Here is a 16,327-nt window from a genome sequence, read left to right as displayed (position 1 = left end):
ATTAATTATGCTGAATTTAAAAAAAATTATTTTAGGTGCAATTTGTGTTGTTGTGTTTACCGGTGCAATTTTTGGTGTAAAGTATTTAATTTCTATTCAGAAGTATAAGGAAATAATTAAGGAAATCAAAATTAGTTCTGTAGATTTATCAAAAGTTTCTAACGGAACATATACAGGATCTTGTGATGCTTTAGCTGTGGCAGCTACTGTTTCAGTTACAGTCAAGGATAACAAAATTGTTAAGATAACTATACTAAAACATAAGAATGAAAAAGGAAAACCAGCAGAAATTATTACAGGAAAGGTAATAAAGGCTCAAAGCTTGCAAGTAGACACTGTTACAGGAGCAACAAACAGCAGTAAGGTAATTCTAAAATCCATTGAAAATGCATTAAACTCCGGTAAATCATAAAAATAATTATTGAAAATCACAGTGAGGTATTTTATGGAAATTTATGCTGTTGAAGTTTTAAGTATTACCCAAGAAAATTTAGATAATCTATGTTTATTAATTAGTGAAGAGAAACGATGTAAAATTAAAAAATTCGTTAATAAGGAAGATAAAATTAGAAGCCTAGTTGGTGAAATATTGATAAGATCTATAGTTGTTAAAGAACTAAATATTGCAAATGAATATATAACATTCCATAAAAATAAATATGGAAAGCCATGTTTTAAAGGATATCCAACAATCAAATTCAACATATCACATTCTGGAAATTTTGTAATATGTGCAATTGATGATAAACCTATTGGTATTGACATTGAAGAAATAAAACATATTGAATATGAGAGCATAGCTAAAAATTTTTTCACTAAAAGTGAATTAGACTATATTATTAGACAGAATCCAGATAGAAAACTAAGCAAATTTTATGAAATATGGACACTTAAAGAAAGCTATATAAAATGCTGTGGTCAAGGGCTAACAAGATCATTAAAATCATTTTCTATTGATATAGACAAGTGTCATAATATTAAAGTAATTCCTGACGAATATAATGAATATGAATTTAAAACATTTGACACAATGCCCGGTTACAAAGTAGCTGTGTGTTCGGTAAGTAAACAGATTTCAAATAATGTAATAATGATAAATCAGAATAGTTTAATTAATAATTATTCAAAGTTTAATCAAAAATAGAAGGAGTTATATTAATGATATTATTTTGTTTACCATATGCAGGCGGATCAGAAACAATATATTATAAATGGAAGTTTTTTTTAGATCCATCTATTGAATTAGTTCGATTGGCGCTAAAAGGGAGGGGGAAAAGATATAGTGAGAATTTTTATAAAAATATAGATGAAGCAGTTGATGATATATTTGAGAATATTAAAGATAGAATAGCCGATGAGGATTATGCTATTTATGGACATAGCATGGGAAGTCTTTTGGCATATGAGCTATATTATAAAATAAGCAGGTTTAAGCTTAGAAAACCAATGCATATATTTCTTTCTGGATATAAACCACCAAGTATTATAAAAAAATCAGAGAATATATATGCATTATCGGACAATGATTTCATCCAAAAACTAAGGGAGCTTGGTGGAACACCAGTAGAACTACTAAATAATCAAGTATTACTTCAGATATTTTTGCCTATAATTCGGAGTGATTTTGAGATGTTAGAATCATATAAATATGTAAAAAGAGAAAACAAGATTAAATGCGATGTTTCAATCCTGAATGGCAAGCAAGATTCTATTAGTTTAAAAGAAATATTAGCTTGGAAAAATCATGTTTGTAGTGGATTATATATATATAACTTTGATGGAAATCATTTTTATTTAAATAGCAATGTTGAAAATATAACTGATATTATAAATGATACTTTAGAAAATAAAACTCACAATAAAGTATATATTCACAAATAGAATGGACAATTAATAAATAAAATTTTAGGAGGAATTAGTAATGGTATTTGAAAAAGTTAAAAGTGTAATAGTTGAACAATTGGGAATAGATGAGGCTGATGTTAAAATGGAGGCAAAACTCACAGATGATTTAGGTGTAGATTCTCTTGAAATATTTGAAATCGTAATGTCACTTGAAGAAGCCTTTGAAATTGAAATACCAAATGAGGATATAGAAAATATTAAAGATATTAAGGGAATCGTTAGATATATAGAAGGAAAATTAAAATAATAGAAACTAAATCACTTAAGAAACAAGGAGGGGTAAAATGTTTAATTCTGTATTTTTTAAAGACTTAGGTGTTAAATGTCCAATAATACAAGGTGGAATGGCTTGGGTTTCGGATAGTAGTTTAGCATCTGCGGTGTCTAATGCAGGTGGCCTAGGTATTATAGCCGCAGCCAATGCACCAACTGATTATATAAGGGCTGAAATTAAAAAAACAAAGCAATTAACAGACAAACCTTTTGGTGTGAATATAATGCTTTTAAGTGATAATGCAGAAGAAATCGCACATCTTGTATGTGAAGAAGGTGTTAAAGTCGTTACTACAGGCGCTGGAAACCCAGGTAAATACATGACTCTTTGGAAGTCACACGGAATTAAAGTAATACCAGTGGTGGCTTCTGTAGCCATGGCTAAGCGTATGGAAAGAGCAGGAGCAGATGCGGTTATTGCAGAAGGTTGCGAATCTGGAGGACATATTGGTGAGCTTACAACCATGTCGCTCGTCCCTCAAGTTGTTGATGGGGTTAGTATACCAGTAATTGCAGCAGGTGGCATAGGTGACGGTCGTGGTGTCGCAGCAGCTTTTATGCTAGGAGTACAGGGAGTTCAGGTAGGAACACGATTTTTAGTAGCAAATGAATGTACAATACACGAAAACTACAAAAAAAAGATATTAGCCGCAAAGGATATAGATTCAGTGGTTACAGGAAGATCTACAGGGCACCCTATTAGAGTTTTAAAAAATAAGTTATCAAGACAATTTCAAAAGCTTGAAAAAGAAAATGCATCTGTAAAGGCTTTAAAGGAACTCGGAAGAGGATGTTTACCAAAAGCTGCAAAAGAGGGTGATATAGATATGGGATCTGTTATGGCGGGACAAATCGCAGGTCTAATAAAGAAAGAACAATGTTGCAAGGAAATTATAGAAGAAATGTTTAAAGAGGCAGAAAATACGATTGTTAAATTCAAATAAAAAATATCATTACTTAATATGGATTGCTTAACAATAATAAATTTGAAACAAGAGTCAGGATACTACTATATTATTAAAAAAATGGGATGGTAGATAAATATGGATTATAAAAACATTCAAGAATTGATAAAAATCGTTAGTGATACCCAAATTACCTGTTTTGAAATTGAGACAGATGATATTAGAATAAGGATGGAGAAAAAAGAAGCACAGGTGGTAGTAGAAAGAGTTCCTGAAAATGTTAGACATATAGAGACAGTTACTCATGAACCATTAATTAAAGAAACCATAGAAATGCAGCAAGTGTATACAAAAAATAAAGAAAATGCTGTCTCTGAAAATGCAGTGAAGACAATACCTGATGAAAACATATTTATAGTTAAATCACCTATTGTTGGAACTATGTATACCTCTCCAAGTGCCGAATCAAAGAATTTTGTAAAAGTTGGATCTATTGTTAAAGTAGGAGATACACTTTGTATACTAGAGGCTATGAAACTTATGAATGAAATTGAAAGCGAAGTAAATGGGGAAGTTTTAGAAGTATTAGTTTCTAATGAAGATATGGTAGAGTACGGTCAACCATTATTTAAAATAATTAAGAAATAGTGGATAGAAATATTCATTAACTAAAAACACTTTAGTTAATAATTTCAAGTGTGGGGATGATAAATAATATGTTTAAGAAGATATTAATTGCTAATAGAGGCGAGATAGCGGTAAGAATAATTCGGGCATGTAATGAAATGGGTATCCAAACTGTTGCAGTATATTCCGAGGTTGATAAGGAAGCTCTTCATACCCAAATGGCAGATGAGGCTATATGTATTGGACCTGCTAAATCTAAGGATAGTTATCTAAATATGCAAAATATATTAAGTGCTACAGTTCTTACAGGTGCGGAAGCGATCCATCCTGGTTATGGATTTTTATCTGAAAATAGTAAATTTGCACAAATGTGTGAGGAATGTAATATAAAATATATAGGCCCTAATTCACAAAATATTGATAACATGGGCAACAAATTAAAGGCAAGAGAAATTATGATAAAAGCAGGAGTGCCTGTTGTTCCTGGATCCGATGGAGAAATTGCATCTGAAACAGATGCTTTAGCATCAGCTGAGAAAATAGGATACCCTGTCATGATCAAGGCTTCAGCTGGAGGCGGGGGAAGAGGTATAAGAGTTGTTAGCAAAGTAGAAGATCTCGCAACTGCATTTAATACTGCAAAAACCGAGGCGGAGACTAATTTTGGTGATGGAACAATGTATATGGAAAAATTCATAGAAGAACCAAGGCATATAGAGTTTCAAATACTCGCAGATGAGCATGGGAATGTGATTCATCTTAATGAGCGAGATTGTTCTATTCAAAGACGTAACCAAAAGGTAATAGAAGAGGCCCCTGGAGCTGGAATGACGCAGGAACTTAGGAAACAGATGGGCGAGGTTGCAATTAAAGCAGCTAAATCTATTAATTATAAAAATGCGGGAACTATAGAATTTTTGCTTGATAAATATGGTAAATACTATTTCATGGAGATGAATACTCGTATACAAGTGGAGCATCCAATAACAGAAATGATTACTGGGATAGATTTGGTTAAATCACAAATAATAATTGCAGCAGGTCAAGTGCTTCCATATAAGCAAGAAGATATAAAAATTATGGGTCATGCTATTGAATGTAGAATAAATGCAGAAAATCCTGCTAAAAATTTCAGACCCTGTCCGGGGGTCATTAAATCACTTCATATTCCTGGTGGATATGGAGTAAGGGTAGACAGCGCAGCGTATCAGGGATATAAAATTCCACCGACTTATGACTCTATGATAGGAAAGCTCATTGTTCACGGAGAAGACAGAGATGAAGCAATATGTAAAATGCGAAGAACTCTTGGTGAATTTATAATAGAAGGAGTCGATACTAATATAGACTTCCAATTTAAGATAGTAAATAATAAAGATTTTATAAAAGGTAAATTTGATACTGGTTTTATTGGTAAAGAATTTAAAAATATTTAAAAATTTTATGCAATTAACAGTATTTATTCTATATGCTATAAATTGAAGTGGGTATATTTTTAGAAAGGGGTAGTTATATGTTTGAGTTTAAACGTATATTTAAAAAGAGTAAATATATTGAGGTTAAAAATTTAGAAAATGAAGATGGCGATAAAAAACCTAATATCCCTTCAGGAATGTGGGTTAAATGCGAAACCTGTGGTAAAATTCTTTATAAAAAGGATTTGGAGAGTAGCATAATGACCTGTGATAATTGTAGAACCCATTTCAGAATAGGGTGTCGCGAAAGAATAGATTATACCATAGATAAAGGTACTTTTAAAGAATATGATGAATTTATGATATCAGGTAACCCTATAGATTTTAAGGGATATACGGAGAAACTTCAAACTATACGTGATAAAACTTTATTAAACGAAGCAGTAATAACCGGAGAAGGAAAGATAAACGGGCAAGATACGCTAATTGCAGTAATGGATAGTAATTTTATGATGGGAAGTATGGGATCTGTAGTTGGAGAGAAAATTACGAGGGTTATTGAAAAAGCAACAGAGAGTAAAAAACCAATTATTATATTTACAGCATCAGGGGGAGCTAGGATGCAGGAGGGCATATTTTCTCTAATGCAAATGGCTAAAACAAGTGCTGCTATTGCAAGACATAATGAAAGTGGTAATCTTTATATAACTGTTCTTACAGATCCAACCACAGGCGGAGTTACAGCAAGTTTCGCAACTCTTGGAGATATAATCCTCGCAGAGCCTAATGCACTAATAGGTTTCGCAGGAAAAAGAGTTATAGAGCAGACATTAAAGCAGCAATTGCCTGAGGGGTTTCAAAGGGCCGAATTTTTGCTTGAGAAGGGTTTTATAGACAAAATAGTGGATAGAAAAGTTATGAAGGAAACTTTAGCGCAGATATTGAAACTTCATTTATAGCACCGACAGAAAGACAAAAGTAATACATAAGGAGTGAAATTTTATGGTAACTTTACCTTTTGAAAAGAACATGTATGAACTTAAAAGTAAAATAGATGAGCTAAAAAATTTAGCAAAAGATCAAAATATGGATTTAGATAAAGAGATAAGACAGATGCAAATAAAGCTCTATAATATGCAAAAGGAAGCCTATAAAAATTTAACTGCTTGGGATAAAGTAAGTATTGCAAGGCTAGTGGAACGTCCGACTGCTCTTGATTATATAAATAAAATTTTTGATTCATTTATTGAGTTACATGGCGATAGGTATTATGGAGACGATGCTTCAATTGTGGGTGGAATCGCAGAGTTTAATGGTATACCTGTAACTGTTATAGCGCAGCAAAAGGGAAATAACACAAAGGAAAATATAAAGAGAAATTTTGGTATGCCAAATCCAGAAGGATATAGAAAAGCTTTAAGACTTATGAAACAGGCAGAAAAATTTAAAAGACCTGTTATTTGTTTTGTTGATACTCCGGGGGCATATTGTGGATTAGGTGCAGAAGAAAGAGGTCAAGGTGAAGCAATAGCTAGAAATCTTATGTATATGTCAACTTTAAAAACACCAATAATTTCAATAGTCATTGGTGAAGGTGGAAGTGGTGGAGCTTTAGCAATGGCTGTAGCGGATGAAGTTTGGATGCTCGAACATGCAATTTACTCTATTTTATCACCAGAAGGTTTTGCTAGTATATTATATAAAGATGCAAGTCTTGCGGGTGAAGCAGCGAGTGCCATGAAAATAACAGCTCAGGATTTGATAAATTACGAAATAATAGATAGAATTATAAAAGAACCTCTAGGCGGAGCACATACTAATATAGATGAGATGTCAATTAGTATTAAACGCAATTTAGAGGAAGCAATTGGTAGATTAAAATGTGAATCAATAGAATCCCTTCTTACCAAGAGATATTATAAATTTAGAAAAATTGGCAAGATTGCAGAATATTAAAAAGGTGATTGTTTTATTGCATAATTAAGATATATACCTGGCTGCTTTAGAAGTAATGATTTTAGTTTGCTGCTTGACTCCCAAATTGACTATTATAGAGTTTTTCATAGAAACCACTCCTTTTCATTAATTCATTATGGGTTCCTTGCTCTATAATATTTCCTTGATCTATAACCAATATTAAATCTGCGTTACGAATAGTTGAAAGTCTATGTGCAATAACAAAGCTAGTTCTTCCTTTCATTATATTCCTCATAGCTTTTTGAAGTAATATTTCTAATCTAGTGTCAACTGAACTAGTTGCTTCATCTAATATTAATATTGCTGGATTTGATATTATAGCTCTTGCTATAGTCAAAAGTTGTTTTTCTCCCTGGGATATGTTAGAAGCCTCTTCATTTAGGAACATGTCGTACCCATCTGGAAGGGTTTTAATAAAGTGATGTACGTTAGCTATTTTAGCTGCTTCAATAATTTCTTCATTGCTAGCTCCAAATCTACCATACTCAATATTATCATGAATTGTTCCATTATATAACCAAGTATCCTGAAGAACCATACCGAATATAGAACGTAAATCTTCACGTTTCATATCTCTAGTATCAACTTCATCTATTTTTATAGATCCACCTTGAATATCGTAAAATCTCATTAATAAATTCACTAATGTGGTTTTACCTGCTCCTGTTGGACCAACTATAGCAACCATCTGACCACTTTTTATCTCTGCATTTAAGTCCTCAATTAGAACCTCATCTTTATTATATCCAAATTTCACATGCTCAAAAGTTACATTGCCACGTGGATTCTCAAGTTTTATAAAATCTACTTTATCTGGAATTTCTTCCTTTTCATCTAGTATTTCAAATACACGTTCAATTGCTGCAAAGGCTGATTGTATTGCAGAAGATAATTGCGTCACCTCAGAAATTGGTTGATTTATTTGCCAAATATACCGCATAAGAGCTTGAAGATTACCAACTGTCATTATTCCACTTATAACATATATCGAACCAATAATTCCAATGACTGCAATTGCCAAATAAGTTACTAATGAAACTAAGGGAGACATTATACTTGATATGAATTGTGCCTTGAATCCAGTATTAAAAAGTTCATCATTAATATTTTCAAAATCTTTTATAGCATCTTCTTGTTTCCCATATAATTTTATTTCATTAAATCCAGTATATATTTCTTGCACCTTACCGTTCAATTTCCCTAAAACATTTTGCTGTTTATTAAATAGGTTTTGAGATTTACTAACTATAAATTTTGATATTAAATAGCTTATTGGCACTATAAGTATAACTAACAATGCAAGTTTTACATTAATTGTAAACATCATAACACTGGCTAAAGTTAGTGCCAATATTGTATTTATAACTTGACTAAAACTCTGCTGTAGTGCATTAGAAATAGTATCTATATCATTTGTTATACGGCTAAGTACATTACCATAGCTATTTTTATCAAAATAACTTATAGGTAATTTTCTGATTTTACCTTGAACGGCATTTCTTAAATCTTTCATAGTATTTTGAATAGCATTAGCTAATAATAGACTTGCTAAATAAGTGGATAATGCTCCAAATACATAGATAAAAGCTAATCTTATTAAGACCCTTAAAATATAATTAAAATTAACGAAAGTTCCATTTGTACCTTTCACTATATTCATAACATCTTTGGCAAGACTAGTTGTAATTAATCCTTCTATTCTTGGAGCAATAGTAGTGAAAATGGCAGCTATTACTATAAATAAAATTGCAGCAATAAATGGTTTCCTATATGGTTTTAAGAAGGGCGAAATTTTTCTTATCGAATACTTTAACTTTTTCATTGTGCAAGTTCCTCCTTTGTAAGTTGAGATGATGCAATTTCATGGTAGATTCCGCAGGTTTTTAATAATTCTTTATGAGTCCCGATGCCTACTATTTCTCCTTCATTTAATACTATTATTTTATTAGCATCAAGTATAGATCCCATCCTCTGTGCAACTATTAAAACTATGGAATCTCTAGTTTCGTCCTTTAATCTTTTTCTAAGCAGTGCATCTGTTTTAAAATCTAGGGCAGAAAAACTATCATCAAAAATATAAATTTCAGGTTTTCTAACTAATGCTCTTGCAATAGACAATCTTTGCTTTTGACCTCCCGACACATTAGATCCACTTTCACTTATTAGTTCCTCAAATTTTTTAGGTTTACTATTAATAAAATCATAAGCCTGAGCTACCTTTGCAGAATGTTCAACTTCTTCTTTATCTGCATCATTTTTGCCAAATTTAATGTTAGTGTCAATACTGCCAGCAAATAGCAATGTCTTTTGAGGTATAAATCCCATTTTTTCACGTAATGCCTTTAAATCATAATCTCTCACATCTACTCCATCTATCTTTATGTTACCTTTTGTAACATCATAAAATCTTGGAATTAAATTAATTAACGTACTTTTACCACTGCCTGTACTTCCTATAAATGCTACTGTTTCTCCTTTTACTGCTGTAAAGGAAATATCTCTTAATACTGGAATTTCTCCATCTGGATACGTAAAGGTAACATTATTAAATTCTACAATACCCTTAATATCGGTATCTTTAATACCATCTATAGGATTTTTAATAATAGGTTCTTCATCTAATATTTCTTGAATTCTATTGGCTGAAATTTGTGCTTTGGGATACATGATAAACACCATTGAAAAAAGAATAATAGAGAACATTGCATGGAACAAATACTCTATAAACGCTACCAATTGTCCAACTTGCAATGTTCCTAAATTTATCATTTTACTAGAGACCCAAAAAATAACTAACACAGCGAAATTTAACAAGATAAAGAAAGCTGGTTGAGGGATTGCCATAAGCTTATATAACTTTTTAGATACACTGGCATAATCATTATTTATCTTTTCAAATCTTTGGTTTTCATGATCATCGTTCCCGAACGCCCTGATTACTCTAGTTCCAGTTAAATTTTCTCTTGAAATTCTATTTAATCCATCTAATTTTTTCTGTTGTTTTTCTGAAAGTGGATAAGATTTTTTAGCTATAATAACTACTCCACCAACTATGAATGGTACAGTTATCGCTAATACTGCGGATAACTGTAAGCTGGTTCTAAGAATCATCACTAAACTTACAATAAACATAACAGGTGTAAGTAATGCTGTTCTTAACAGAGTATTTGTAAATTGTTGCAATTGAAAAACATCATTGGTTGTTCGAGTTATCATTGATGATATTCCAAACTTATCATATTCACTATGTGAAAATTCCTGAGATTTTCTAAAAATAGCATTTCTTATATCTCTAATCATACTAGTAGAAATTTTTGAAGAACAATACCCTAATAATATTGAACCCATAGACCCAACTACAGATATTACAACAATTACAATCCCCATATGCCTTATATATGCTATATCTTTATTAGCTATCCCTATGTCAATAACTTTAGCCATTATTGTTGGAATTCCGAGTTCCACTAATGCAAATCCAAAAATTGATATTATATTAAGCACTAGAAGCAGTTTATATTTCTTTATATATTTTAATATTAGTTTCATTCCTTATGTTCACTCCTTTTTAAGTACCCTTGAAATATTATTGCAATAATATTATAATAAAGTATATAGTTACCGTATAGTCAAGAGGAGAAACAATCTATGAATGAAAAGTTTAATAAATATTTTACTACTGGAGATTTTGCAAAGTTATGTAATGTAAAGAAACAAACTCTTTTCCATTACGATGATATAGGCATTTTTTCACCAGAAATAAGAGATGATAATGGATATAGATATTATTCTCAACAACAATTTGATCTTTTTGATGTTATTACTAATTTAAAAGAGATAAATATGCCTTTAAAGGAGATTAAATCTTATCTCGATAATAGGAGCCCAAATGCATTAATTAAGTTATTTAAAAATAAAATACTAGATATTGATATTGAGATAGAAAACTTAAAAAGAATACGTAAACTCATGGAAACAAAAATTTCCATAACAGAATATGCGTGTATAATAGATTATTCTAAAATCCATTTAGAATTTTTTGATGAGGAATATCTTCTTCTAAGCAATTCAATAGAAAATGTGAGCGATAATGAATATTTTAAAACATTGTCCGAGCATATGAACTATTGCACTTTAAACCATATTAACTCTGGATATTCTAGTTGCATCATGATAAGTAAGGATAATATATTAAAGGGAGTAGCTAAAAATTATTCATATTTATATACAAAGTTAAATTCTAAAGATGATGTTCCTTTTACTTTTACTAAACCAAAGGGCATCTATTGTGTAGCGTATCACAAAGGGGACTATAACAATATCGACAAAACATATAATAAAATACTTCAATTTTTAAAAGCCTCTAATTTTGATATAAAAAAATATTCTTATGAAGAATTTCTTTTAGATGAAATAACAGTAAAAGGATATGAAAATTATTTAACTCAAATTTCAGTTGAGGTTGAAAGCTTAATAGAAGGGGAGAACAGTATAAATATTTGACTAAAACAACAAAAAATACTCCATAATAGATATGGAGTATTTTTACTACCAATAATATTAGTATTCTTTTTTATTTCTGAATATAAACACGATAATATTAACAGCAGATAGTCCTACTAAGATGTATATAAATCTAGCAAGAAATGGAATAGCTCCAAAGATGGCGTTAACTAGATTAAAATTTAATAACCCCAAAAGTCCCCAGTTTAATGCGCCCACCAATACTAATATAAATGATAGTTTGTCTATATTATTAAGCTTATACATAATTACCCCCACACTATTATAATTATTTCTAGTTGTTTAAATTATATTAGAAATATAATATTTTAGAACTATTTAATGACTTCTTTAGAGTATTATTAATATGAGGGGAGATGAATTTATAATTTCAAAGGTTATTTAGATTTTATAGTTAGTATATACGAACATTTACATTACTTTTTACAATATTGTATGTTATAATATGAATGATAATCGGTTTATATCTTAATACGTACGTGTGGAGGCAAAATATGAGAAATACTTATAATACACCATTAAATAGTAGATACGCATCAAAAGAAATGAGTTTTTTATTCTCAGATGATATGAAATTTAAAACTTGGAGAAAGCTTTGGGTAGCATTAGCTGAAGGTGAAAAATTATTAGGACTTAATATAACGCAGGATCAAATTGATGAGCTTAAAGCCAATGTTGATAATGTAAATTATGAAGTGGCTGAGGAAAAAGAAAAAGAAATAAGACATGATGTAATGAGCCATGTATATGCATACGGCGTACAATGTCCAACTGCAAAGGGGATAATCCATTTAGGAGCTACTAGCTGTTATGTAGGTGATAACACAGACCTTATCATCATGAAAAAGGCTTTATTATTAATTAAGAAGAAATTAGTTAATGTAATTAGTAAATCTTCAACATTTGCATTAAAATATAAAGATATTCCTACTTTAGGTTACACGCATCTGCAACCAGCACAATTAACTACAGTAGGTAAAAGAGCAACACTATGGATTCAAGATTTAGTAATGGATCTAGAAAATTTGGACTTCGTAATTGATAATATTAAGTTACTTGGAGTAAAGGGAACTACCGGAACTCAAGCTAGCTTTATGAACTTATTTGAAAATGATGAGAAGAAGGTTAAAGACTTAGATAAATATGTAGCAAATAAAATGGGATTTGTTGATACATATCCAGTTACTGGTCAAACTTATTCTAGAAAAGTAGATTCTATAATACTAAATACACTTTCAGAAATAGCTCAAAGTGCTTATAAATTTAGTAATGATTTAAGAATACTTCAAAGTATGAAAGAAGTAGAGGAGCCATTTGAGAAAAAACAAATCGGATCTTCGGCAATGGCATACAAAAGAAATCCTATGCGTTCTGAGCGAATTAGTTCTTTAGCTAGATATATTATAGTAGATTCATTAAATCCTGCTATAACAGCTGCCACGCAGTGGTTTGAGAGAACACTAGATGACTCAGCTAATAAGAGAATATCTGTGGCTGAAGCTTTTCTTGCACTTGATGGAGTTTTAAATTTATATATGAATATAGCAGGGAACATGGTTGTATATGAAAAGGTAATTACTTCTCATGTAAACCACGAGCTACCATTTATGGCTACAGAAAATATCCTTATGGAAGCAGTTAAAAAGGGCGGAGACAGACAAGATCTTCATGAACACATTAGAGTTCATTCTATGGATGCAGCTAAACGTGTTAAAGAAGAAGGTCTAAATAATGATCTTATAGAGAGAATTATAAATGATCCAATCTTTAAGATGTCAAAAGAAGAGATTATAGCTGTAATTGATCCAATTAAATTTGTTGGAAGAGCTCCAAGTCAAGTAGTAGACTTTATAGGTGAATATGTAAATCCAATACTCGCAGCTAATAAAGATGCAATTGGCGTTGAAACTTCAATAAACGTATAATTTGATTGTAAAAAGCTATCAGGAATTAATGTGTACCCCTTGTCAAGGACAATTTTAAAAAAAGTCTATGCTGATTTGAGAAGATGATTTCTGTATTGAACAGGAGTCATCTTTCTTAGACCCCATTGATATCTAAATTTATTATAGTAGATCATATATTGCTTAATCTCTTGCTTTAGTTGTTCTAATGTTTCACATGATTTTATGTATGCCTCATCTTTGAAATGGCCAAAGAATGATTCTTGTGGAGCATTATCCCAGCAGTTTCCACGTCTTGACATTGATTGTCCTAAACCAGATTTTTTTACTAGCTTTTGAAATGTCGGATTCGTATAATGAAATCCTTGATCTGAGTGTATAAATGCATCTTTAGGCAATTTAATTTTTCTATTCTTTTTCAGATTATGTATAGTGTCTGTTACGATATCTAATCTCAAATTATCAGTCACATTGTATGCCAAAATCTCATTTGTAGATCCATCCTTAATCGTAGATAAATATGCCTTCTTACTTTTTCCGTAAAATAGATAAGTTATATCTGTAAGCAATACTTTTCCAGGTATATTCTGTTTGAAATTTCTATTTAATAGATTTTTTAAAACAGTATGCTCCTTTGTAGCTTTCATCATACGTTTATATGGATTCGCTTTTCTAATGGGGCAAATGATACCATACTTTTTCATTATTCTTCTAATACGTTTTAAATTGTATACGATTCCAAATTCGCCTTCTAATGTCATTTTTATTTGTCTAGCTCCTTTTTTACGATTTTTAAAGTTATATGCATTTAGTACAATTTCACCTACTGCTTCATCCAACCTATCGCGTTGGCGCCTACGGCTGAGAGCTTTAGTAGAGAAATAATTGTAATATCCAGAACGAGATACACCCGTAATTTTGCATAAATGGGTAAGCATATTTTTGAGCTTATATTTTTCGATTTGTGAATTTATAAGAATAAATTTTTCCTGTGCTACTAAGATTATTTCTTGCTTATCAGCCTTCTTTCTAGGATGTCGATTTTTTTTAACAATTCATTCTCAGCTTTCAGCAAGTTAATTTGGGCTTTAAGGCGCTCGCATCTTTCGTCTGCGGAAAGTTCTCTCACTCTTGGTCTTCCAGTATTCGCATTTCTTGCATCATTTAGTCCACATATACCTTCATTTCTATATGCAGCTCTCCAGCGAGATCCTGATGATTTAGCACGTTTAATCCCAACTATATCTATATCAAACCCATTTTCTTCAAATATCTCCCTTGGAAATTTTCCTTTTTCGTTCTCTATTATAAAAATGCGTTTAAATTCATCTGTATATGTAATTCCCTTCATACTTACTGCTTTAACATTTTTGTTTTTAGCTAGTATTGCTACATCTTTTTCTGTAAATGTTTTGTTGCTCATTTAAATTTCCACCATCCTTGTATATATCTAATTTAAATTATTATACTTTTCTTTATTATACATAAAAATACCCTACCGGGTAGACTTTTTTAAATCCGTCTGCCCTATAGGGTACATTATAAATATAAAACTGATAGCTTTTTATTTTATAAAATTAAAAGTAAATCACTATTAATACACTAGTAAAAAACATAGATAAAAAATAAATATAATTATATTTTAAAATAAACATGATTTTACCCCCTCTTTTGTAGTATAATAATGTCGTGAAATGTAAGTTTCACGACATTATTATGTATTTTGGAGGTTACTATGAAATCTGATCTAAATGGTATTTATAAAAATGAACTACCACCGTTTCTAAATGATTATTTTAATTATTTATCTACTATTAAAGGCTGTTCTATTAATACTATAATTGCTTATACTGCCGATTTGTCATTACTTTTAAAGTTTCTAAAAATGTATAAAGATTTAATTCCTTCAGATAAGAACATAAAGCTTGAAGACATTGTAATTAGCGACTTTACCTTAGATACATTAAAAACTCTTAAATTACAGGATTTATACGCCTTTATCTCTTATCTTGGTAAATATAGGGCTAATGGCAATTATGCTAAGGCTAGAAAAATTGCATCCATAAAGTCCCTATTTAAATATTTAACTACTAAGGCTAAAGTACTAACTGTAGACCCAACTATAGATTTAGAGTCCCCTAAGATTGGAAAAAGAAGCCCAGTTTTTTTAACATTAAATGAAAGTAAGGACCTACTCGAAGCTACAATCTCTCGAGATAAACATTCTATTCGAGATCATAGTATTATTACATTATTCCTAAATTGTGGTCTCAGATTGTCAGAACTTTGTAGTATAAATTTGTCCGATATGAAAGAAGATACATTATCTGTAATTGGGAAAGGAAATAAAGAGCGAACAATTTATTTAAATAAAGCATCACTTAGAGCAATCTATAAATATTTACCTATTAGAAATATGAACATAGATAAAATTCATGCTGAGGATAAGGATGCCCTCTTTATCAGTGGCAAGTTTGGAAGAATTAATAAAAGAACGGTAGAAAGAATTGTTAAAAAGCATATAGGAGATGCTGGGCTCAACAAAAATAAATATACTCCTCATAAATTAAGACATACTTCAGCTACCCTTATGTATAAGTATGGAAACGTAGATATTAGAAGTTTACAAGACATATTAGGACATGAAAATATTTCTACCACTCAGATATATACTCATGCTGACGATGAAAAACTAAGAAATGCTGTTAAGTCGAATCCCCTATCTGATGAATAATAAAAAGGAGTATATACTATCACATCCGTGATAATATATACTCCTGTGCCCTCTTACTCTATA

16 protein-coding genes are annotated in these 16,327 nt (G+C 30.7%); 12 read left to right on the top strand and 4 right to left on the bottom strand.

What is annotated here, in order from left to right:
• Window positions 1-7: 7 nt before the first annotated feature.
• From A7L45_RS11200 to A7L45_RS11160, 9 genes are all read left to right on the top strand, one after another.
• Window positions 8-412 (top strand): FMN-binding protein, encoded by a 405-nt coding sequence (locus A7L45_RS11200; protein ID WP_071612853.1) that lies wholly within the window; start codon window positions 8-10, stop codon window positions 410-412.
• 33 nt (window positions 413-445) lie between these two features.
• Entirely contained in the window at window positions 446-1,144 is a 699-nt protein-coding gene (locus A7L45_RS11195; protein ID WP_071612852.1) for a 4'-phosphopantetheinyl transferase family protein, read from the top strand.
• Between the two features lie 14 nt (window positions 1,145-1,158).
• Entirely contained in the window at window positions 1,159-1,881 is a 723-nt protein-coding gene (locus tag A7L45_RS11190) for a thioesterase II family protein (protein ID WP_071612851.1), read from the top strand.
• Window positions 1,882-1,921: 40 nt separating this feature from the next.
• Complete coding sequence (acpP, locus tag A7L45_RS11185; protein ID WP_071612850.1) at window positions 1,922-2,152, top strand: acyl carrier protein; 231 nt, start codon at window positions 1,922-1,924, stop codon at window positions 2,150-2,152.
• Between the two features lie 37 nt (window positions 2,153-2,189).
• Window positions 2,190-3,122: an enoyl-[acyl-carrier-protein] reductase FabK gene (gene fabK, locus A7L45_RS11180; RefSeq protein WP_071612849.1), complete on the top strand. Its 933-nt coding sequence runs from the start codon at window positions 2,190-2,192 to the stop codon at window positions 3,120-3,122.
• Between the two features lie 99 nt (window positions 3,123-3,221).
• Window positions 3,222-3,731, top strand: coding sequence for an acetyl-CoA carboxylase biotin carboxyl carrier protein (gene accB / locus A7L45_RS11175; RefSeq protein ID WP_071612848.1), 510 nt, complete (start codon window positions 3,222-3,224; stop codon window positions 3,729-3,731).
• Window positions 3,732-3,799: 68 nt separating this feature from the next.
• Complete coding sequence (locus A7L45_RS11170) at window positions 3,800-5,146, top strand: acetyl-CoA carboxylase biotin carboxylase subunit (RefSeq protein ID WP_071612847.1); 1,347 nt, start codon at window positions 3,800-3,802, stop codon at window positions 5,144-5,146.
• A gap of 77 nt (window positions 5,147-5,223) precedes the next feature.
• Entirely contained in the window at window positions 5,224-6,084 is an 861-nt protein-coding gene (gene accD, locus A7L45_RS11165; RefSeq protein ID WP_071612846.1) for an acetyl-CoA carboxylase, carboxyltransferase subunit beta, read from the top strand.
• A 43-nt stretch (window positions 6,085-6,127) separates the two neighbouring features.
• On the top strand, window positions 6,128-7,081 hold the full coding sequence (locus tag A7L45_RS11160; protein ID WP_071612845.1) for an acetyl-CoA carboxylase carboxyltransferase subunit alpha: 954 nt from the start codon (window positions 6,128-6,130) through the stop codon (window positions 7,079-7,081).
• A gap of 61 nt (window positions 7,082-7,142) precedes the next feature.
• Here A7L45_RS11160 and A7L45_RS11155 read toward each other — a convergent pair whose 3' ends face one another.
• Together A7L45_RS11155 and A7L45_RS11150 are read right to left on the bottom strand one after the other, a co-directional pair.
• A complete protein-coding gene (locus tag A7L45_RS11155; RefSeq protein WP_071612844.1) occupies window positions 7,143-8,924 on the bottom strand; it encodes an ABC transporter ATP-binding protein in 1,782 nt (593 codons plus the stop codon).
• Complete coding sequence (locus A7L45_RS11150; RefSeq protein ID WP_071612843.1) at window positions 8,921-10,651, bottom strand: ABC transporter ATP-binding protein; 1,731 nt, start codon at window positions 10,649-10,651, stop codon at window positions 8,921-8,923. Before A7L45_RS11150 ends, A7L45_RS11155 begins: the two co-directional genes overlap by 4 nt.
• A 99-nt stretch (window positions 10,652-10,750) precedes the next feature.
• Between A7L45_RS11150 and A7L45_RS11145 the strand changes: the two genes are divergently transcribed.
• Window positions 10,751-11,605 carry a MerR family transcriptional regulator gene (locus A7L45_RS11145; protein ID WP_071612842.1) on the top strand — a complete coding sequence of 285 codons (855 nt, stop codon included), beginning with the start codon at window positions 10,751-10,753 and terminating at the stop codon, window positions 11,603-11,605.
• Between the two features lie 57 nt (window positions 11,606-11,662).
• Here A7L45_RS11145 and A7L45_RS11140 read toward each other — a convergent pair whose 3' ends face one another.
• On the bottom strand, window positions 11,663-11,872 hold the full coding sequence (locus A7L45_RS11140) for a DUF378 domain-containing protein (RefSeq protein ID WP_071612841.1): 210 nt from the start codon (window positions 11,870-11,872) through the stop codon (window positions 11,663-11,665).
• A gap of 248 nt (window positions 11,873-12,120) precedes the next feature.
• Between A7L45_RS11140 and purB the strand changes: the two genes are divergently transcribed.
• Window positions 12,121-13,551, top strand: a complete 1,431-nt coding sequence (purB, locus tag A7L45_RS11135; RefSeq protein WP_071612840.1) for an adenylosuccinate lyase — start codon at window positions 12,121-12,123, stop codon at window positions 13,549-13,551.
• 65 nt (window positions 13,552-13,616) lie between these two features.
• On the opposite strand, the gene A7L45_RS22585 is transcribed toward purB, so the two are convergent.
• Window positions 13,617-14,953, bottom strand: a protein-coding gene (locus A7L45_RS22585; protein ID WP_152025081.1) for an IS3 family transposase whose coding sequence is annotated in 2 segments (ribosomal slippage) — window positions 13,617-14,569 and window positions 14,569-14,953 — 1,338 coding nt in all. Because the reading frame shifts where the segments join, the coding sequence is not laid out codon by codon here.
• 312 nt (window positions 14,954-15,265) lie between these two features.
• Between A7L45_RS22585 and A7L45_RS11120 the strand changes: the two genes are divergently transcribed.
• Window positions 15,266-16,264: a tyrosine recombinase XerC gene (locus tag A7L45_RS11120; RefSeq protein ID WP_071612838.1), complete on the top strand. Its 999-nt coding sequence runs from the start codon at window positions 15,266-15,268 to the stop codon at window positions 16,262-16,264.
• The last annotated feature ends 63 nt before the right edge of the window (window positions 16,265-16,327 follow it).

Origin of the sequence: Clostridium estertheticum subsp. estertheticum (assembly GCF_001877035.1) — a bacterium.
Classification (GTDB): domain Bacteria; phylum Bacillota; class Clostridia; order Clostridiales; family Clostridiaceae; genus Clostridium_AD; species Clostridium_AD estertheticum.
The sequence above is the reverse complement of the archived record's forward strand: the minus strand, read 5'-3'. Positions and strand labels throughout refer to the sequence as shown.